The 20701-nt window shown below is 33.2% G+C and carries 21 protein-coding genes; 9 read left to right on the top strand and 12 right to left on the bottom strand.

All coding sequences use genetic code 11. The annotated features are described in order from the left end of the window. The first annotated feature begins 10 nt into the window (after window positions 1-10). The gene (locus QLQ95_RS04890) at window positions 11-1405 is read left to right on the top strand and encodes a sugar transferase (protein ID WP_320493313.1); all 1395 of its coding nucleotides are present in this window, start codon (window positions 11-13) and stop codon (window positions 1403-1405) included. Window positions 1406-1411: 6 nt separating this feature from the next. Here QLQ95_RS04890 and QLQ95_RS04885 read toward each other — a convergent pair whose 3' ends face one another. Next, window positions 1412-2548 carry a lipoprotein N-acyltransferase Lnb domain-containing protein gene (locus QLQ95_RS04885; protein ID WP_482502856.1) on the bottom strand — a complete coding sequence of 379 codons (1137 nt, stop codon included), beginning with the start codon at window positions 2546-2548 and terminating at the stop codon, window positions 1412-1414. Between the two features lie 35 nt (window positions 2549-2583). Beyond that, entirely contained in the window at window positions 2584-3651 is a 1068-nt protein-coding gene (locus QLQ95_RS04880; protein WP_482502854.1) for a putative type IX sorting system protein PorV2, read from the bottom strand. Window positions 3652-3843: 192 nt separating this feature from the next. Between QLQ95_RS04880 and QLQ95_RS04875 the strand changes: the two genes are divergently transcribed. Beyond that, a complete protein-coding gene (locus QLQ95_RS04875; RefSeq protein WP_095929365.1) occupies window positions 3844-4560 on the top strand; it encodes a CDP-alcohol phosphatidyltransferase family protein in 717 nt (238 codons plus the stop codon). A gap of 9 nt (window positions 4561-4569) precedes the next feature. Next, window positions 4570-5424: a glycoside hydrolase family 25 protein gene (locus tag QLQ95_RS04870; RefSeq protein WP_095929366.1), complete on the top strand. Its 855-nt coding sequence runs from the start codon at window positions 4570-4572 to the stop codon at window positions 5422-5424. Window positions 5425-5536: 112 nt separating this feature from the next. Here the strand turns inward: QLQ95_RS04870 and QLQ95_RS04865 are convergent, their stop codons facing one another. From QLQ95_RS04865 to QLQ95_RS04845, 5 genes are all read right to left on the bottom strand, one after another. Next, complete coding sequence (locus tag QLQ95_RS04865; protein ID WP_095929367.1) at window positions 5537-5758, bottom strand: DUF5808 domain-containing protein; 222 nt, start codon at window positions 5756-5758, stop codon at window positions 5537-5539. 85 nt (window positions 5759-5843) lie between these two features. Beyond that, window positions 5844-6584: an LPS export ABC transporter ATP-binding protein gene (lptB, locus tag QLQ95_RS04860; protein ID WP_029272155.1), complete on the bottom strand. Its 741-nt coding sequence runs from the start codon at window positions 6582-6584 to the stop codon at window positions 5844-5846. A 139-nt stretch (window positions 6585-6723) separates the two neighbouring features. Next, window positions 6724-7074: a carboxymuconolactone decarboxylase family protein gene (locus QLQ95_RS04855; protein WP_320493054.1), complete on the bottom strand. Its 351-nt coding sequence runs from the start codon at window positions 7072-7074 to the stop codon at window positions 6724-6726. After that, on the bottom strand, window positions 7067-7882 hold the full coding sequence (gene tatC, locus QLQ95_RS04850; protein WP_095929369.1) for a twin-arginine translocase subunit TatC: 816 nt from the start codon (window positions 7880-7882) through the stop codon (window positions 7067-7069). The genes QLQ95_RS04855 and tatC overlap by 8 nt, the downstream gene beginning before the upstream one ends. Beyond that, window positions 7882-8847 (bottom strand): KpsF/GutQ family sugar-phosphate isomerase, encoded by a 966-nt coding sequence (locus tag QLQ95_RS04845; protein ID WP_482502852.1) that lies wholly within the window; start codon window positions 8845-8847, stop codon window positions 7882-7884. The genes tatC and QLQ95_RS04845 overlap by 1 nt, the downstream gene beginning before the upstream one ends. Before the next feature lie 86 nt (window positions 8848-8933). Here QLQ95_RS04845 and QLQ95_RS04840 point away from each other — a divergent pair, with 86 nt between their 5' ends. Then, entirely contained in the window at window positions 8934-11129 is a 2196-nt protein-coding gene (locus tag QLQ95_RS04840) for a RecQ family ATP-dependent DNA helicase (RefSeq protein ID WP_482502851.1), read from the top strand. A gap of 129 nt (window positions 11130-11258) precedes the next feature. Here QLQ95_RS04840 and QLQ95_RS04835 read toward each other — a convergent pair whose 3' ends face one another. Further along, window positions 11259-11498, bottom strand: a complete 240-nt coding sequence (locus QLQ95_RS04835) for a hypothetical protein (RefSeq protein WP_428237190.1) — start codon at window positions 11496-11498, stop codon at window positions 11259-11261. Window positions 11499-11742: 244 nt separating this feature from the next. Here QLQ95_RS04835 and QLQ95_RS04830 point away from each other — a divergent pair, with 244 nt between their 5' ends. From QLQ95_RS04830 to QLQ95_RS04815, 4 genes are all read left to right on the top strand, one after another. Further along, a complete protein-coding gene (locus tag QLQ95_RS04830) occupies window positions 11743-12168 on the top strand; it encodes a hypothetical protein (RefSeq protein WP_320493057.1) in 426 nt (141 codons plus the stop codon). A 25-nt stretch (window positions 12169-12193) separates the two neighbouring features. Next, window positions 12194-13753, top strand: a complete 1560-nt coding sequence (locus QLQ95_RS04825; RefSeq protein ID WP_482502850.1) for an NAD(P)/FAD-dependent oxidoreductase — start codon at window positions 12194-12196, stop codon at window positions 13751-13753. A gap of 73 nt (window positions 13754-13826) precedes the next feature. Beyond that, window positions 13827-14528, top strand: coding sequence for an SMI1/KNR4 family protein (locus QLQ95_RS04820; protein WP_427875181.1), 702 nt, complete (start codon window positions 13827-13829; stop codon window positions 14526-14528). Between the two features lie 20 nt (window positions 14529-14548). Continuing rightward, complete coding sequence (locus QLQ95_RS04815; RefSeq protein WP_482502848.1) at window positions 14549-15634, top strand: DUF6630 family protein; 1086 nt, start codon at window positions 14549-14551, stop codon at window positions 15632-15634. Between the two features lie 95 nt (window positions 15635-15729). On the opposite strand, the gene QLQ95_RS04810 is transcribed toward QLQ95_RS04815, so the two are convergent. Both QLQ95_RS04810 and QLQ95_RS04805 read right to left on the bottom strand, forming a co-directional pair. Next, a complete protein-coding gene (locus QLQ95_RS04810) occupies window positions 15730-16689 on the bottom strand; it encodes a quinone oxidoreductase family protein (protein ID WP_482502846.1) in 960 nt (319 codons plus the stop codon). Between the two features lie 174 nt (window positions 16690-16863). Further along, the gene (locus QLQ95_RS04805) at window positions 16864-18276 is read right to left on the bottom strand and encodes an aminopeptidase P N-terminal domain-containing protein (RefSeq protein ID WP_482502844.1); all 1413 of its coding nucleotides are present in this window, start codon (window positions 18274-18276) and stop codon (window positions 16864-16866) included. 261 nt (window positions 18277-18537) lie between these two features. Between QLQ95_RS04805 and QLQ95_RS04800 the strand changes: the two genes are divergently transcribed. Next, entirely contained in the window at window positions 18538-18975 is a 438-nt protein-coding gene (locus QLQ95_RS04800) for an META domain-containing protein (protein ID WP_482502842.1), read from the top strand. A 60-nt stretch (window positions 18976-19035) separates the two neighbouring features. Here the strand turns inward: QLQ95_RS04800 and QLQ95_RS04795 are convergent, their stop codons facing one another. Together QLQ95_RS04795 and QLQ95_RS04790 are read right to left on the bottom strand one after the other, a co-directional pair. Then, window positions 19036-20286, bottom strand: coding sequence for an RNA polymerase sigma factor (locus QLQ95_RS04795; RefSeq protein WP_482502841.1), 1251 nt, complete (start codon window positions 20284-20286; stop codon window positions 19036-19038). 63 nt (window positions 20287-20349) lie between these two features. Continuing rightward, on the bottom strand, window positions 20350-20688 hold the full coding sequence (locus tag QLQ95_RS04790; RefSeq protein ID WP_073408983.1) for a YciI family protein: 339 nt from the start codon (window positions 20686-20688) through the stop codon (window positions 20350-20352). Window positions 20689-20701 lie beyond the last annotated feature (13 nt).

Here is a 20701-nt window from a genome sequence, read left to right as displayed (position 1 = left end):
CCTACAAATGATGTTCTCAAAAAAGAAAATGCATTTTGAAATTTCGGAGAGGAAGATATTGCTTCTTTCTTTTGATGCTATTTTTATTTTATCCGCGTTATATCTATTAAGTTCAGTATTTGACTATCATTATTTTGAATTTGATATTCACAGCTCGTTGAGTATTCTTTTACTAATTGCCTATCTTTATATTTTCGGAGTAATTTTTGAAATTTATAATTTACAAGTGGCAAGCAATCAGCTTCAGATTCTGCAGAATGTCATTTTTACTGTCACTGCTACTGTTCTCGCTTATTTGTTTACACCAATTCTTTCTCCTGTATTGCCTAAACAGAGGCTCGTTATATTAATATTTTATTTTACAATATTAATTACGCTGTTGGTATGGCGTTTGTTTTACTGTTACTTTCTAGCCTCTCATCGTTTTTCTCAAAGTGTAGTTTTGATTTGTGACCAAAGCGAAGTTGAAGAATTAGTTTTAGGATTAGAGAATGTCGATCCGCATTATAAAATTATTGGTTTTGTAAACTCCGATTCTATTGCAGATGAAAATCTAGATTTTCATTACGTAAAAGAAATAAAGAAGGATGCTCTAGAACATTTTGTATTGACACATCATGTTTCAGAAATCATAATTGCTTCTCAAAATACAGATGGCATCACTCCAGATTTATATCAGCAACTGCTTCATTTATTAGAAAAGGGAGCTATTATACGAGAATATACTCAGGTTTACGAAAGTAAAACACAACGAATCCCAGTTCATCATATAGAAAAAGATTTTTATAGATTTTTTCCTTTTAGCAGAAGTAATAGCAATAAACTTTATTTGTCTTTTGTTCGGCTTATAGAAATCATGTTTTCTATGTTGGGACTATTAATTTCCCTAGTTTTTATACCAATAATTTTTATTTGCAACATCTTTGCAAATAAAGGAAGTCTTTTTTATACTCAAGAAAGAGTAGGGAAAAATGGTGATATTTTCAAGATTTATAAATTTAGAACCATGACAGAGAATTCAGAAACCAATGGAGCTGTTTTTGCTGTTCATAATGATAAAAGGGTTACTCCGTTTGGTAAATTTATGCGAAAGTCAAGAATCGATGAACTGCCTCAATTTATTAACGTTTTAAAAGGAGACATGGGCGTAATTGGTCCAAGGCCTGAGCGTCCTTTTTTTGTTGAAGAAATCGCGGCTGTAATGCCTTTTTATGAAACACGCCATGTAATTAAGCCTGGACTTACAGGATGGGCGCAGGTTAATTATTCTTATGGAGAATCTATAGATGAGAGTTTGATTAAACTTCAATACGATCTATACTACATAAAGCACAGAAGTGTTTTTCTTGATTTGAGTATCACTTTCAAAACCATTACTACGGTTTTGTTCTACAGAGGTCAATAATATTTTTTAGATTATAATCGGAATTGGTTTTTTGTTGCGAATAGCTGTTCGCACTAAAACCACTCCGCTTGTAACGATTAACGGTAAAGTGATGAAGAAATGTGCTTTGTTAATCAAAAACAAAAAGTAAATCACTAAAAGGACAAAGTTGATTAACGAAAAACGATAAGTCCATAATTTGTTTCTGAAAATGGAAAACAAAACTAAAAGTAATAAAAGCGGACTGAATAATAATACATTATAATTCATTGCTAGTTCTTGGTGAAAAGAATAAAATCCCATAATAACAAAGAATATTCCAATAAGAGATAAGATCAAAAAGTAGATTTTATCAACTGTTTTGTTTCTGGCGAAGATTACAAAAAGTAAGATAAAAAGATAGGTATAGATGTTATTCCACAAAGATTTTGGAGTCTCTTTTGTAAATTCTAATAACGTTTTGCTTTTTGAAGCTAGAGGCTTATTTTGGAAAGTAGTTTTGTCCAAACTGTTTTTCAATTCAAATGGAAGAAAAATTCTTGTTCCCATTTGATCTACTTTCGTTCCAAAAATAATGCTTGTTCCCAACTGATCATAAAAATGACCATCAAAGTAAGGAAACAGAATAGAGCGATAGGTTTTGTCTGTGTCTTCTGTTTTAGCAATTACATTTCCGCCTAAAGTTTTATTTACCACATCAACAACCATTGAAGTGCAGTTTTTGTCGATAAATTTGTAAGTATAATAACGCTCGTCAGAAGCTAAAACTGCATTTAATTGGTCGAAAAGTTTTTGTTTTAAATCTTGAGAAATCAGTAATTCCTGCTCATAAATACTTCTTTTTTCATAAGTGTATTCATTAAAAAAATCTGCATAAGAGTGTACTGTTGCAAAATATTGAAGATCTCCTTTTGCGAACTTTAGAACAAAATTTGGAGTTCTAAAATCAAAAGTTCCGTAATTGTAAACAACGTCAAAATTGTTTCCAGGATCTAAAACTCTAATTCCTGTATGTCCGAAATAAGAATACGTTTCGTTTCCAAGTCCACAAGTCAAAATGCTAATTTTAGCATCTTTAGATAAAGCTAAACTTTGGCTGAAACCAATAAAACTGGATAAGAATAATAAAATAAAAAGTGCTTTTTTGGACATGACAGTTTTCATGATTTAAAATTTTAATGTTTTTTGGTTTCTAATTATTATCTAAAGATACCTAAATCTACTTTCAGCGAAAAAATATTAGAATACAACGCAGTGCTTTGATTTCCTAAATCAGTTAAGGCATAATCAATTTGTATGCCTTTATATCGAAATCCTAAACCGATATTAGGCTGAAAGTTTACTTTTTCAGTATTGTCCAATTGTGTTACATTCTGAAAATTTCCTGCACCAGCTCTAACAAAAACCAAATCGGTATACCCAAACTCAAACCCTAGAGCTGGGTCTATACTTATAGGTTTTGAAGAAATGATATCATTTGTCTGTTCAAATCGCATATTTAAATTTGCAGAAGTCACAAGACTGCATTTGTTATGAAAATCAAATCTTTTTGAAACTCCCAATTGTGCTTTTGGCAGTGTTATTTCTGTGCTTTCTGGCAATTCGTTATTTTCTCCCGGAATTGCATTAGCGATTTTGGCATATTCTTCTTCATCAATATTCCAAATGTTGTAAGTTGTGGTAATGTCTCGAAGCATTAAACCAAATTTCCAATCGTTTCTTTCAAATTGAAGTCCAATATCAAATCCAAATCCCCACGAATTAGCAAATTTTCCAATTACTCTTCGAATTACTTTTGCGTTTACACCATATTGAAATCCATCAACAGGCAGTTTTCGAGCATAAGAAAAAGTAAAACCATAATCTGCAGTAGAGAAAAGACTGATTCTATTATAATCTATATTTCCTTGATTATCTATTAATTGTGTGGTATCCATGATATCGTCGACTCCAAAACGAATCATCGAAATTCCCCAAGCACTTCTGTCATCAATGGGGCTTGCGTAGCCTATGTAATCGTATTGCGCAATATTAGCAAAATAGCTGGCGTGCATTAAAGCAATTTGATGATCTTCAAGATGCGTTAAACCTGCAGGATTCCAGTAAACAGCATTTACATCATTGCTAGAAGCAGTTACAGCACTTGCCATTCCAAGAGCCGCGGCATCGACACCAATATTCATAAATTCATTCGAATATTTTCGAACAGTTTGTGCATACTGAAAAGTACAACTCCAAAGTAATAAAAACACTAAATATTTCTTCAACGTATATGTTTTTGCAGATCGAGGCCTGTTTTTAAATTTTTATCAAAAATATAATATTTTACTCATCTAATAAGTTCCTTTAGTTAAATATTCCGAAAGTCATACTTTGAAATAAAAAACTCTCTAAAAAACTCGTTTTGCATCGAGTTATTATGCTAAATTTGTTCTCTTCCAATATCAAAACTTTAAGCTATGAATATTAAAAAGCATATACCAAATCTAATTACATTAATCAATCTTTTCTGTGGCTGTGTCGCAGTTGTTTTTGTCTCTAAAGGAGATTTTTTAATGGCTTTTTACATGGTTTGCTTGGGAATCTTTTTTGATTTCTTCGATGGTTTTTTTGCCAGATTATTTAAAGTTTCAAGTCCGCTTGGATTACAGTTAGATTCTTTGGCAGATATGGTGACAAGTGGCGTTGTGCCAGGTTACGTCATGTACAGTATGTTTGCTAGAGGCGGTGATCAACTAGGAAATCAAGCAATTGTTCCTTTTTTAGGATTTATTATAACTTTAGGCGCCTGCTACAGATTAGCCAACTTTAATATCGACACGCGTCAGACAGATTCGTTTATTGGCTTGCCAACTCCTGCAAATGCCATTTTTATTATTAGTTTGCAAATAGTTCTGGATATGTATGCAGATTCGTCTCTTGTAATTCTTGAATTATTAACAAATCAGTGGGTTTTATTACTTGTTACTTTGGGTAGCGCTTACATTATGAATGCTGAAATTCCATTATTTTCTTTAAAAATTAAAAAATTCAGCTTAAAAGACAATGCACTTCAAATCGTGTTTTTGATTGTTTCAGTATTGTTAGGGGTATTACTTCATTACATTGCAATTCCGCTGATTATTGTTTTCTACGTTTTACTGTCTATTATCAATAATCTATTTCTGAAAAAGTAATTCTGTTTAATGGCAAGAAAAACGACTTATCGTAAAACATATTCAAGAAAACCAGCTGGAAGATCTTTTCTGAGCAGACTTTTTCGAGGACTTTTATTGATTTTTTTCGGACTTTTATTCATTGGGATAATTTATCATTATCGCAAAGGACTTGCTTATTATTTAGGTTTTAAAACAGAAAAGGTTTTAGATGAAGATGCGGTTGATAAACATCTTTCTGATGTTAGAAATATTCGTGTTCTTGAAAATCATAAAGGAAAAGTAATTGGAATCGACGTGTCCGAATTTCAGGGAAAAGTCGATTGGGAAGAAGTCGAAATTTTAGATGAGAAATACCCGGTTCAATTTGTTTTTATTCGTGCAACTGCAGGGAATGATCGTGTAGATAGACAATTCAAAAGAAATTGGGAAGGAGCAAAAGAAAATAAAATCATGCGTGGCGCATATCATTATTATCGTCCTAACGAAAATTCTATAGAACAAGCAGATCTTTTTATCAAAACAGTAAAATTACAAAAGGGAGATCTTCCGCCAGTTTTAGATATCGAAAAATTACCTAAAAATCAGCCTTTAGATAGTTTGAAAAAAGGGCTGAAACGTTGGTTGAATAAAGTCGAAAAACACTATCAGGTTCGTCCAATAATTTATTCTGGTGAACGATATTATTCTGATTTTTTAAAAGAAGAGTTTAGCGAATATCTTTTCTGGATTGCCAATTATAATTTCTACAGAGAGAAAATCGAAGATGATTGGCTGTTTTGGCAGTTTACAGAAAAAGCTTCTCTGCCAGGAATCAAACACCGAGTTGATGTTAATATCTACAATGGCGATTTAGAACAATTGCATTTTATTACGGTTGAGTAATAGTGATCAGTTTTTAGATTTTTAGTTTTCAGTATTTTATCAAAAAAAAAGTTTTTTAGTCTCAGCCCAAAACTGACCACTAAAAAACTGACCACTGAATACTTTTTTTAATTTATTTCAATAAAACTAAAATAACAATTATTATAAAAGGTAATAGAAGCATTACGGAATATGGATTGGCAAAATTTATAGTATAACCCATCCATTGAATCTTTTTGGGAGGAAGCAATCTTTTGTCTTTCGGATTATAATAGCAGGTGTTGAAGAAATACCAATTCTTTGGATCTTTATGCCAATTATCGTAATCTTCCTGAGTTGGTTTTTCTGATTTCATTCGTAACTTTTTTAAGAATCTTAGATTAAAAAAAATGGTAAAAAGAAATTTGTATTTTACTTTTTACCATTCAGATATAACTTTCTTAAAATTCCAGTTTCTTTTTACGAAGCTCGAAGTTTTGTCCAAGATAAACGCGGCGAACCATTTCATCTTCTACCAATTCTTCTGGAACTCCTGCTTTAAGAATTCCTCCTTCAAACATTAAGTATGTTTTGTCGGTAATCGCTAATGTTTCCTGAACGTTGTGATCGGTAATTAAGATTCCAATGTTTTTATTTTTCAATTGCGCCACAATTCGCTGAATATCTTCAACTGCAACTGGGTCAACTCCTGCAAAAGGCTCATCCAATAAAATAAATTTAGGATCGGTTGCCAATGCACGGGCAATCTCTGTACGACGACGCTCACCTCCAGAAAGTAAATCGCCTCGGTTGGTGCGAATGTGTTCTAAACTGAATTCTTCGATTAAACTTTCCATTTTAGCAATCTGTTCTTCTTTAGAAAGTTTAGTCAATTGTAAAACGCTCAAGATATTATCTTCAATGCTTAATTTTCTAAATACGGAAGCTTCTTGTGCCAAATAACCAATTCCTTGCTGAGCACGTTTGTACATTGGGTAATCAGTAATGTTCAAATCGTCAAGATAGATGTTTCCTTGATTTGGTTTTACCAATCCCACAATCATGTAAAAAGACGTTGTTTTTCCAGCTCCATTCGGACCCAAAAGCCCTACGATTTCTCCTTGATTTACTTCAACAGAAATCCCTTTTACAACACTACGTCCTTTATAGGTTTTGATTAAATTATCGGCTCTTAGCTTCATTTTTTTTAATTAGATAATGTGTCAATTTGATAATGAGATAATTATTATCTCTGTTGGCAAAATAAAATAAAATAAACTAATCAATTAAAATAATTAACATATCGTATAAAATTATCTAATTGACTAATTATCAGATTATCTAATTGCCACTTTCTTCAAGAGCTTCCCAGAATTCATAAGCTCTTCTTAAATGAGGAATCACAATTGTTCCTCCAACTAGAGTTGCGATTCCCATTGCTTCCATCATTTCTTCTTTAGAAACGCCTTCTTTATAGCTGGTTTCTAAATGGTATTTTACGCAGTCATCACATCTTAAAACAGTTGATGCTACTAGACCCAAAAGTTCTTTTGTTTTTACATCAAGAGCGCCTTCAGCATAAGCGTTAGTGTCAAGATTAAAAATTCGCTTTACAATTTTATTATTGTCGGCAAGCAGTTTTTCGTTCATTTTAGAACGATAGTCGTTAAATTCTTGAATGATATCAGACATTTTCTTTTAATTTATTTCTGTAAACAACTTTCGAAATCAAAATACTTACTTCGTAAATAATCAACATCGGAATTGCTACAATGGTTTGACTTACTACATCTGGAGGTGTAACAATAGCTGCGATAACCAAAATAAGGACTACAGCATATTTCCAATACTTTCTTAAGAATTCAGGAGTTACTAATCCTAATTTTGTTAAGAAATAAATAGCAATTGGAAGTTCAAAAAAGATTGCGCTTCCAAGAATACTCGTTTTAACCATTCCCATATAAGATTCTAGAGTAAATTGGTTTTTTACCACATCACTTATGGAGAAAGTAGCAACGAAGTTTACCGACATCGGAATTACAACAAAATACCCAAATAATACTCCTAAAAAGAAAAGTAGTGAAGAGACAAAAATGAATAATTTTGCATTTTTTCTTTCTTTCTCATAAAGGGCTGGGCTGATAAATTTCCAGATTTCCCATAAAATATAAGGGAAACTCAATATGAAACCAGCCAGAAGACACATCCATACAAAGATGTTAACCTGACCTTCCATTTCGGTATTCTGAATAATAAAATTCAGTTCTGTGATGCAAATGCTGTCAGCAAAACCTAGCTGATGCGATAAGTCGCAAAACCAAACATAGGTAAAGAATGTTGGTCTTATTGGACCTAAAATAATTTGATCAAATAAATAATCACTAATAAAATAAGTAACAAATGCCATGATGCATGTTGCAAGTGTACTTCTAACCAATAACCATCTTAGTTCTTCAAGATGATCCAAAAATGACATTTCGCCAAGATTTTTTTTTGCCATTATACGATTCCTTCTTTTAAAATGTCATGTAAATGTAAAACGCCTTTGTACGTTCCTTCGTCAGAAACAATTAGCTGTGTAATAGAGTAGTCTTCTAAAATATTTAAAGCATCGACAGCCATAGTTTCAGACGAAACTACTTTTGGATTTTTAGACATAATATCCCTTGCAGTTAAGTCCGCAATAGTATCTACGTCGTTTAGCATTCTTCGGATGTCTCCATCGGTAATAATTCCAACAATTTTATTGTCTTCAATTACTGCAGTAACTCCTAATCTTTTTTCAGAGATTTCAAAAATCACTTTTTTGACAGATGTATCAGGAGCTACAGCTGGTTTTAGTGAGTTTTCTATCATATCTTTTACGCGAAGCAATAGTTTTTTTCCTAAAGCACCTCCTGGATGATAAACTGCAAAATCTTCTGGTTTAAAATCACGCATCTCCATTAAACAAACGGCTAAAGCATCACCCATTACAAGCTGTGCTGTTGTGCTATTTGTCGGAGCTAAATTGATAGGGCAGGCCTCTGTGTCAACAGTTGTGTTTAAAACCAAATCTGAACCTTTTGCTAAAAATGAAGTTGTGTTTCCTGTAATAGCAATTAAGGTGTTTCCAAATCTTTTTAATAAAGGAACAAGGACTTTGATTTCGGGACTATTTCCGCTTTTAGAAATGCAAATAATGACGTCGTCGTTTTGAATCATTCCTAAATCGCCGTGAATTGCTTCTGCGGCATGTAAAAACATAGAAGGAGTTCCGGTTGAATTAAAAGTAGCCACCATTTTTTGTGCAATGATCGCGCTTTTTCCAATCCCCGTCACGATCAAACGGCCTTTGGTTTCGTATATGCGTTGGACAGCTTCGTAAAAATTTTCGTCCAAAAAATCAATTAGTTTTGTAATTGCTTCACTTTCAGAGAGTATTGTTTTCTTGGCAATCGCCAATATATTTTCTTTTGTGATCAAAACAGAATATTTAAAATTTGTATGTATAAAAGAAAGTTGTATCTTTATGTGTTGCAAATTTATACAAAATACCATTAATATAGAGAATGAATTCAAATGAAATTGAAATACATAAAGAATTAAAGAAGTATTTCGGCTTTAGCCAATTTAAAGGCTTGCAAGAGCAAGTCATTACGAGTATCCTAGACAGAAAGAATACGTTCGTAATAATGCCGACTGGTGGTGGAAAGTCTCTTTGCTATCAACTGCCAGCTTTAATTCAAGAAGGAACAGCAATTGTTGTTTCTCCTTTAATTGCTTTGATGAAAAATCAGGTTGACGCAATTCGAAGTCTTTCGTCTGAGAATGGAATTGCACATGTATTAAATTCTTCCCTAACTAAAACAGAAATTGCTCAAGTCAAAAAAGATATTACGTCTGGATTGACCAAACTTTTGTATGTCGCCCCCGAATCATTAACAAAAGAAGAATATGTAGCCTTTTTACAAAGTGTGCCTATTTCTTTTGTTGCTATCGATGAAGCACACTGTATCTCAGAATGGGGACATGACTTTAGGCCAGAGTACAGAAATCTGAGAAATATAATTAAGCAGCTGGGGAAAGTGCCTATTATTGGACTTACTGCAACTGCAACACCAAAGGTTCAGGAAGATATTCTGAAAAACCTTGATATGGTAGACGCTAATACTTTTAAAGCGTCTTTCAACAGACCGAACTTATATTATGAAGTTCGCACAAAAACAAAAAATATCGAATCGGATATTATTCGATTTATCAAACAGCATAAAGGCAAATCTGGAATTATTTACTGCTTAAGTCGTAAAAAAGTAGAATCGATTGCCGAAGTTTTACAAGTGAACGGAATCAGTGCGGTTCCTTATCATGCAGGTTTGGATGCAAAAACGCGGGCTAAACATCAGGATATGTTCTTGATGGAAGATGTCGATGTCGTTGTAGCAACAATCGCATTCGGAATGGGAATTGATAAACCAGATGTTCGTTTTGTAATTCACCACGACATTCCAAAATCATTAGAAAGTTACTATCAGGAAACGGGTCGTGCAGGACGTGACGGCGGAGAAGGGCATTGTTTGGCTTATTACTCGTATAAAGATGTAGAAAAGCTAGAGAAATTTATGTCTGGAAAACCAGTTGCAGAACAAGAGATTGGTTTTGCACTTTTACAGGAAGTTGTGGCTTACGCCGAGACTTCAATGTCGCGTAGAAAATTCCTTCTTCATTATTTCGGTGAAGAATTTGACAGCGAAACAGGCGAAGGAGCCGATATGGACGACAACGTTCGTAATCCAAAACATAAAGTAGAAGCCAAAGAAGAAGTGGTTAAGCTGCTGGAAGTTGTTCGCGATACGAAACATATTTACAAGTCAAAAGAAATTGTCTTTACTTTAATAGGGCGTATTAATGCTGTTATTAAAGCGCACAAAACAGATACGCAACCTTATTTTGGTTCTGGTTCAGGCCACGACGAAAAATATTGGATGGCTTTATTGAGACAAGTTTTGGTAACAGGACTTTTGTCAAAAGATATTGAAACTTATGGCGTAATAAAAATTACGCAAGAAGGTCTTGACTTTATCAAAAAGCCAGTTTCATTTATGATGTCTGAAGATCATGAATACACCGAAGCCGATGATGAAACTATTGTAACTGGAGGAAAATCTTCTGGTACTGCAGACGAAGTTTTAACTGGGATGCTTCGTGAACTTCGTAAAAAAGTAGCCAAAAAACTTGGAGTTCCTCCATTTGTAGTTTTCCAAGATCCTTCGATTGAAGATATGGCTTTAAAATATCCGATAACAATTCAAGAATTATATAATATTCATGGTGTTGGTGAAGGAAAAGCTAAAAAATATGGAAGCGAATTTGTTGCTTTAATCAGCCGTTATGTTGAGGACAATGATATTATTCGCCCAGACGATTTGGTAGTAAAATCTACTGGAGTAAATTCTGCAAACAAATTATATATTATTCAGAATATCGATAGAAAACTTCCATTAAGTGATATCGCTTCCGCGAAAGGACTTTCGATGGATGCGCTGATTAAAGAAATGGAGCAAATCGTTTATTCTGGAACCAAACTAAATATTAAATATTGGATTGATGATATGCTTGATGATGATCAGCAGGAAGAAATCCACGATTATTTCATGGAATCTGAATCTGATAAAATCGAAGATGCCTTAAAAGAATTTGATGGCGATTACGATATTGACGAATTACGTTTAATGCGTATTAAGTTTATTAGCGAGGTTGCTAATTAAATTCCAATATTTTAAATTCCAAATTCCAACCCTTTGGGAAATATTCAAAATAAAAATTCCAAATTCCAAGTTTTTTATAGCATTGGAATTTGGAATTTTCTTTTTTAAGAATTTTAATTTTTTGGAATTTTACTCGGTATAAACTTCCCCACGATGTGGTTTCAAAGCATCTCTTACTTTTATCATATTTTCATCGGTTACAACCATAAAAGCTATGGCGTACATATCGTCTATGATTTTAAATCCTGTAATATTTAAAGGTAGCTTTTCAATTACTATATATTCTTTCAAATGGATCTCGTGATGTTCTGCTGTTTTTGCAGAAGCGGGACCACGGAAATCCCAGATTAGTTTTATTTTTCTAGACATTTTTTTAAGGTGCAAAGGTTGAGAATTGCAAAGGTACAAAGTCTCTTTTGAAAATTGATTTTTATCTTTTTCTCAATTGTCAGTTCGAGCGGAGTCGAGAACTAGGTATGTATTTCGAATTCGCTTACTGTGATAAAACGGGATTTAGAATTGGATAAAATTTACAATTGATAATATCTCATTTCAAAGTGCTATTTTTGCAGAATAATTTCGGTTTATCAAATCATAAAAAAAATAATTATAAATGAAGGATGATTCAGTTTCAGAGGAGTTGTTTTTAAGTGAAGCAGCAAAAGCGCATTTACAGACAGCAGGAAAATGGGTTTATGTAATGTCTAGCTTTGGATTGTTAATAATAGCTTTTTTTATTCTTCGTTTACTTTATGATTATATGTCGTTATCTAATTGGGATGATGTTCCAACAGGAGGAGGAGTTGGGTATATAATGATTATGAGTTTATTGCCTATTTTTATCATAGCCTTTTTGATAATTCTTTTTCCACTTTATTATTTATATAAATTTTCTTTAAATGTCAAAATAGCATTTAGAGATGATGATTCAGAAGCATTAGAAATTTCGTTTAGATATTTAAAAATGCATTATATGGCTTTAGGAATTGGAATACTTGCATATGTTGGCTTGTATTTTTTAATGTCTAAATTCTTTTAATAATATTAATTACCTTTTTATAAAAATGCCTAAAGAACTTTTACTTCAAGTAACACCAGAAATTGCTGCAAACGAATCATTGCTAAAAGACCATTTGTCTAAGCAGGTTAAAGTTTCTGCTCAAGAAATTCAGCACGTTTCAATTTTAAAACGCTCTATTGACGCACGTCAGAAAGCGATTAAAATTAATTTGAAAGTTCTTATTTATTTAAAAGGCGAACCTTTTCAGGAAACCAAAATTCAGCTTCCTATATATAAGGACGTTTCGAATGCGCAAGAAGTTATTGTGGTTGGCGCTGGTCCGGCTGGACTTTTTGCGGCACTGCAATTAATTGAATTAGGTTTAAAGCCAATTGTATTGGAACGCGGAAAAGACGTTCGAGGCCGTCGTCGTGACTTAAAAGCGATAAATCGTGAACACATCGTTAACGAAGATTCTAATTATTGTTTTGGCGAAGGCGGAGCAGGAACGTATTCTGATGGAAAATTATATACGCGTTCTAAAAAACGAGGTGATGTAACTAGAATCTTAGAACTTTTAGTGGCTTTTGGAGCTTCTGAAGACATTTTGGTAGAAGCGCATCCGCACATTGGAACTAATAAATTGCCTAAAATTATTGAAGATATCCGAAATAAAATTAGAGAATTTGGTGGTCAGGTTTTATTTGAAACTCGTGTAAGCGATATTTTAGTAAAGAACAATGAAGTTGAAGGAATCGTAACGCAAAACGGAGATAAAATTCACGCCAATAAATTAATCTTGGCAACAGGACATTCGGCGCGTGATATATTTGAATTATTAGATAAAAAGAAAATTTTAATAGAAGCAAAACCTTTTGCTTTGGGAGTTCGTGCAGAACATGCGCAAGAATTAATCGACAGTATTCAATACAGCTGTGATTTCCGTGGCGAACATTTGCCGCCAGCGCCATATTCTATTGTAAAACAAGTTAACGGTCGCGGAATGTACTCATTCTGTATGTGTCCAGGTGGAGTAATTGCACCATGTGCTACAAGTCCTGGAGAAGTGGTTACAAATGGTTGGTCACCATCAAAACGGGATCAGTCAACAGCAAATTCTGGAATTGTAGTCGAATTGAAATTAGAAGATTTTAAGCCTTTTGCCAAATTCGGCGCTTTGGCTGGAATGGAATTTCAAAAAAGTATCGAACAAAAAGCTTGGCATTTGGCTGGACAAACTCAAAAAGTACCAGCGCAAAGAATGATTGATTTTACACAAAGTAAAGTTTCAGCAGATATTCCGAAAACATCTTATGTGCCTGGCACTACTTCGGTAGAATTGGGACAGGTTTTTCCAGGTTTTTTAACTCAGATTATGCGTCAGGGATTTCAGGATTTTGGAAAATCAATGCGAGGTTATTTAACTAACCAGGCAATTTTACATGCGCCAGAAAGCAGAACTTCATCTCCAGTGAGAATTCCGAGAGATCCTATGACTTTAGAGCATTTGCAGATCAAAGGTTTATATCCTTGCGGAGAAGGTGCAGGTTATGCGGGCGGAATTATTTCTGCAGCAATTGATGGCGAAAAATGTGCCTTAATGATTGCGGAATCCTTGAAATAATTGGCTTCGCACTTTTCATGTAGGAAAAGATTGTTATCTTAGTATTCTGATTTTAATAGAATATTCCCCAAAGATGACAATACAAGAAATCGAAAAAAAATACGGATTTGAATTTCCGCTCTTATACAAACAGTTAGATGCAGACGGCATGCTTGATGTCGGAGAATATGGCCCAAATTGGTATACAGAGGTTTATCCTACTTTAAAAGAGAATCCGCCTTTGCTTCTACATTCGTATGATTTTGAATCATTGAATTTAAAATCGGTTGCCGAAGAAATAGAAGAACTTCAAGATCCAGAAGATTATCGAAATATAAATCCAGAATTTAAATTTATTCCGTTCGCTAAAAGTGGCGGTGGCGATCATTATTGTTTCTTTTTAAACGAAGAAAATAATGGAGATGTGCCGATCGTTTTTGTTTGGCATGACATGAACGAAGTGAATTATCTGGCAAAAAATCTTCAGGACTTTATCTTCAAAGTTTTATTGATCGATATGTCGAAACAAGATGTTTACAATGAACTTACTGATGAAGAATTTAGAAACGACATTGAATCGGTTTTTAAATCGCACAAAAAGTATTTGACAGAACAGCAAAATACAATTTTGTCTGCTATTTTAGAACGCGATATTATTGATTATGAAATACATGTTTCTCCAAAAATCGTAGAATCGGCTAGAGGATTATTAACAGATTTCGAATTAGAATCGATTGTCAATGAAGTGATTCCTTTTGATAAAATGAATCAGAGTTTTAAATATTCAAACGATTAGTTTTTATACAAGATATTTTTATGAGCTTTTTCTCCAATCTATTTAACAGAAATAATGATCCAAAATCGATCATTTCTTTTGATGTTGTCGATCCCATTTATTCGTATTTATATAACCAAGAATCTAGCCTTGAATTTAAAGTAAAAGGAATTCAAGAAGATGTTATGGTAAATTTATTTTTCTTTCCAAGTTCTTTCGATCATGAAGAAGGAAAAGAAGAAATTAAAAAAGCAGGTTTCCATAATTCGTATGAAGTTCTAAACGAGCTTTATAAAAAAGTGAATATTGGAGTTCTTTCAGACGAAGCCATACAAGAAGGTCTAGAATATGATTTTATACACATTCAGTTTTATTCGGAGCCAACCGCAGAAGAGAAAAAGTTTTTTAAACGTTCGATAAAAAACTTTGTAATCTTTTTTTGCTGCACCAATAGTTTAGAAGTAAACGATTTTAAAATATTGTATTCAGGAAGACATTTCTTCGATTATACAAAGGGATTGTTGGAAAGTGAGCTCTTGGATGTAAATAATCCGAAGAATGAAAGTGAAGCAATTGGAATTAGAGATTTTAAATTGGTTTTACAGGGAATCTGTCAGTATTTAAATATTGAAATTCCAGAAACGGTGGAACTTTCTTCGTCTGAAAATTTAGTAGAAAGTGTAGAAGCTACTCTAGAATCTTTTGAAGAATTTATCAAATTAGTTTCAAGAGAAAATATCGAAGAAAAAGAACTGAAAAAACAATCTAAAAAGCTCTTTAAGGACTATCAAAAAGGAACAAATGAATATCATGCTATTGTTGATGGTCATTTTAATTTCTTTGAAAGTATTGATGCCTGGAACAGCGACTGGAAATTTGATCCCGAAGATGCTGAGTATTTTATTTCTGAAATGATTGGCGAAGATCTTAATTTCGAATATCCGGAAGAAACCTATAGTCATGATTTGTTTCCTTATATTCAATCAGCTTTAGAAAAACGCGGTTTCGAATTAATGAGTTACAATACAAATGGAGATAATTACTTGTTTTTTGTAGCCAATAAAGAAGATGTTGGCAGAATTTTAGAATTATCTGAATTGACAAAAATTGAAGTAGATCGGTTATGATATTTTAGCCACGAATTGCACAAATTTTCACGAATTAATTTTAATCCAAAGAGAAAAAATTAGTGAAAATTTGTGCAATTCGTGGCTAAAAAAAATTAAGGAATCAAAATAATTTTCCCAGTGCTTTTTCTGCTTTCTAGAAAATCATGAGCCAGTTTTCCTTCTGATAATTTAAAAGAAGTTGGTTCAGAAAGTTTGATCTTTCCTTCTATAATCCAATCGAATAACTGAGTTGCTCGCTTAATTCGTTCTTCTTTAGAATTCAAATAACTCCATAAATCGCCTCCGGTTAAAGTTTTAGAACCGTCCATTAGCATTCTAGGATCTACAGGTGCTGGATCTCCGCCCGCCATTCCGAAGAAAACGACTTGTCCGCATTCTTTAGTAACTTCAAAACTTTCCATTAAAGTACTTCCAATACTGTCATAAACGGCATCGACACCATTTGGAACGACTTTAAAAACTTGTGATTTCCAATCTTCATTGTAAAGAAAAACATGGTCTGCGCCTTGTTCAAATCCGATCTTCGCTTTTTCTGCAAATGAGGTTAAACCGATAACAGTTGCACCCAAAAGTTTACTGATTTGAGTTAATATCTGCCCAACTCCGCCAGCAACCGCATGTATTAAAACAGTTTCTCCTTTTTGGGTTTTGTGACTGTCTGTAGCAAGATAATGAGCGGTTAAGCCTTGAAGCAAAACAGAAGCTGAAGTTTCAAAAGAAATATTCTCAGATAATGGAATAATATGATTTACATTTACGGCCACCAATTCTGCATTTGCAAAAGGAGAGTCGGCAAAAGCCACACGATCACCAACTTTGTATTCTGAATGATTGTTGGTATCGACCACAATTCCTGCGCCCTCATAACCTGCAATAAAAGGCGGATTTCCTTTTAAATGATAATTCCCTTTTCGGCGGTAAACATCGGCAAAATTTAGTCCGATGGCTTTCATTTCGACTAAAATTTCATCTTTTTTTAATTGTGGATTAGGGATTTCTATATATTCTAAAACATCTGATTCTCCAAAAGAAGAAAAGGTAAGTGCTTTCATTTTTGAGTAATTTAAGAATGTAAAGTTCGGGAAAATTCAAAAGAAAAAGCCTCAAAATAATTGAGGCTTTGGTTTATTTTTTCTTGACCACAGATTAAAAGGATTTACATAGATTTTTTTCAGTTTCAATTTAAAAATCTTAATAATCCTTTTAATCTGTGGCCAAAAAACGAATTAGATCTTAGGAAACTTCATATCATTAAAAGTGCTTTTTTGTTTGGCTAAAGCTTCGATATCTTGCCATTTTCTAGGAGAATCTACAGAAAGGTTTTCGTACGAATCTTTAAGCATTAAAATATCATCTTCGATACGAACGCCGATATTCCACCATTTTTTATCGCATTTACTGTTTGCTGGAATATAAATTCCCGGTTCAACAGTAAGAATCATGTTTTCTTTTATAAGAGTTTGAGGCCCGTTGTAAGTTCCTTTGTCATGAACATCTAAACCTAAAAAGTGCGAACAGCTATGAGGATAATATAATCTTACATCTTTTGGATCTGTAATAATTCCTAATTTAATCAAACCTTTGGCTATAACGTCTTTTGCGGTTTCGTTTAAAGCGACTAGCGGAGTTCCTTCTTTGCAGATTTTAAAAACAGCTTCTTGAGCATCATATACGATTTGATAAATCGCTTTTTGTTCTTCAGTAAATTTTCCGTTTGCCGGAATTGTTCTAGTAACGTCTGCAGAATAACCGTGATACTCAGAACCAACATCCATTAGCAATAATTGATTGTCAATTTTTGTGGCGTTGTTTTCCCAATAATGCAAGATACATCCGTTTGCTCCAGCGCCTACAATTGGCCCATAACCCTCGGCTTCTGCACCGTAGTGTTTATGAATGTAAGCATGAATTCCGTCAACTTCATTTTCGCTCATATCTGGACCCACGGCTTTCATAACTTCGTTATGTGCAATGCACGAAAGTTTTACCGTTTTGCGCATCAAGACAAGTTCTTCTGGCGTTTTTATTTCACGAAGAGAACTGGTAATTTTAGAGAATAAATTTGTTGAATCTTCATTTGCTTTCGTAATTTCTGCTTTAGATTTAAATGATTTCAGCAAGACGTATAAATTGTCAGGATGGTCGCTTTCTTTTGCATCTGTAGGGAATTCGTCGTAAATAACTTTATCGAATTTTGAGAAATCGATGGCAAACGCGTTAAAATCTTTTCCGTTATAAACAGTGGTAAAGCCAAGCTTTGATTTGGCGCCTTCAATTCCTAAACGTCTTCCTGTCCACATTTCACGAGTTGCATTTTTTTCTCTAACAAAAAGAACTTCATTATACTTTTCGGTGCCTTGTGCTTCTTTAAAAATTAATAAAATAGCATCTGGTTCTTTGTATCCTGATAAATAATACATGTCAGGATTTGCGTGGTAATTGTAATCGATATCTCTAGAAAAAACTCTTTCGGGATAAGAAAAAACAACTGCGACAGAATTGGCAGGCATTAAAGCTCTAAAAGCTTCGCGTCGTCCTTGATGAAATTCTTTTGTGAGATAATCTGTTGGAAGGTTTTCTTGCGATTGAACAAGCGAAGTGGTCAATGCAAATACAAACATAAATAGGAATTGTTTCATTTTTTGGTTTTTTATTGATGATTTTGGTCTTTTTGATTGATGCAAATTACAAAAAAAATAGTGTCACTTGTTTTATTTTAAACATCTGGACTATAAAACTTTAAATAATTTGTAGTAACTTAGAGACAGAAAATAACGGCTTTGGATAAAATTTAAGCTTAAGAAAAGCGGTAACTGGGCATGAATATTGAGAATAGGATTTTATAGAATTATTTTAGTTCAAAAAATAAAACAAATTATAAATCTTTAAAAAACATTTTTATGAAAAAATACACATTTGCAGTCCTTTCAGTTTTAACTTTATTATTTGCTTCATGTACAGCATCAAAATCTGCTTCTAATGAAGGTGATTTATTTGGCACGACGTGGGAGTTAGAATATATCTCAGGACCAAGAATTGCTTTTGAAGGATTATATCCGAATAAAAAACCACAGCTTACTTTTGATCAGAAAGAAACAAAAGTTTATGGAAATAACGGATGTAATGGTTACAGTGCATCTTATACCTTAAAAGGGAAGTCTTTGACTTTTGGAGAAGAGGGGCCAACTACAATGATGTTTTGTGAAGGTGGGGGAGAACAGCAGTTTCTAAAACAAATTAGACAAATTACAAGTTATTCTATTGATAAAGACGGAAAACTAAATTTGATTCAAGGAGATATTGCAATGATGAGATTTAAAAAAGTAGCTAAGCAATAGTTTTAAAAGTCACTATAAAAAAAGGGATATGAAAAATCATATCCCTTTTTTGTTTTTATTCTAAAGCTGATTTATTTTCAATTTCAATTGCTCGATATTTTTACTGATAATGTTTTTGTCAGTAGTAGTTTTGGCTAAACTCATTGCGGTTTCGAAATGCTGTAACGATTTTTTTGTATTAACTTCAGAATAAAGATTTCCAAGTAAAGAATAATAAAAATGATTATCGGTTAAATTTAGTTTTTCGGCTTCTTTGATGGCTTCTTCTTTGCCTTTTACTTTAGATAAGGCGTAAGTTCTGTTTAAAGCCACAATTGGCGAATATTCTAAAATGATTAAATTGTTGTAGAGTTCCAGAATATTTTCCCATTTCTCGATTGTTTCTTTTTTAATAGTATGCCAATACGCAATTCCAGCTTCTAAGTGGTATTTTGAAAGTGTGTTTCCGGTTGAAGACTGACTTAGAAAATAAGCTCCTTTATCTATTAATTCTTGATTCCAAAGCGATTGATCCTGATCTTCATATAAAATAATTTCTCCATTTAAACCCGTTCGGGCATCAAATCTTGACGAATGAAAACACATCAAAGCCATTAAAGCATTGGTTTGCGGGAGATTTGTGCTTTCGTTCTGAATCAATAAATAAGTCAGACGCATGGCTTCAGTGCAAAGGTCTTTTCGTAAAGTAGTATTTTGCGAAATAGAGTAGTAGCCTTCAGAATAAAGCAGGTAAATAGTTTTGAGAACGGTTTGTATTCTGTCTTTTATTTCAGCGTTATTCGGATGCTGAATTTTTATATTTTCTTCCTTCAGTTTTTCTTTGGCGCGATTTATCCTTTTGTAAATAACTTCTTTATTAGATAAAAATGCATCAGAGATTTCATTAATTCCAAAACCGCATAATAGATTTAAAGCAAGGGCAATTTGAGCTTCCTCAGAATTGCAGGGATTGCAGACTGTAAAAATCATTGCCAGCTGACTATCAGCAATATTTTGATCAGATAAATCAAGGTCGATTTCAGGATTGTTTAATGGAGTATTGTATTTTATTTCGGTAACTATTTTGGTTTCAAAAACGTTATTTCTTTTCAGGTAGTTTTTGGTTTTGTTTTTAGCAACGGTATACAGCCAAGCAGTCGGATTTTCTGGTATTCCTTTAATAGCCCAAGTTTCTGAAGCGGTTAGAAAAGTGTCGCTTACAATATCTTCTGCAATTTCGATATGCTGAATTCCAAATAAGCTGCAGAGAACTGAAACTATTTTTTGATATTCGGTTCTGAATAAATTGGGAATAAGTTCTTTGTGCTCCATATTTTAAGGAAAAATGCCTAAGTAAAGATACAAAGGCATTTTTATATAAGTTAGTTCAAAAATCTAAACCGCCATTCTAATTTCGACATTTCCACCAAAATTTAAAACGGGACATCCTTGCGCGATTTCGGCAGCTTCATCGTAATCTTTGGCTTTAATAATGATTAGTCCGCCAATAGATTCTTTGATTTCAACAAAAGGTCCGTCGGTAATCCCTTTATTTGAGTTTACAAGTTTTCCTTGTCCGTCCCAGCGTTGTAAGGGTCTTGCAAGTTTATCTTGCGCGGCTAAACTTCCAAACCAGTTTTGCCATTGCTGTAAATGCTGTTGCAATTCTTCCGGCGACGGCTGGGTTTCTTTTGTTTTAAAATCTCTTCTGAAAATCAATAAAAACTCATTCATTTTTTTATATTTT

The sequence above is a fragment of the Flavobacterium sp. B330r genome (genome assembly GCF_056824325.1).
Note: the sequence above shows the minus strand (reverse complement) of the source record. Positions and strands in the feature narration are given on the sequence as shown.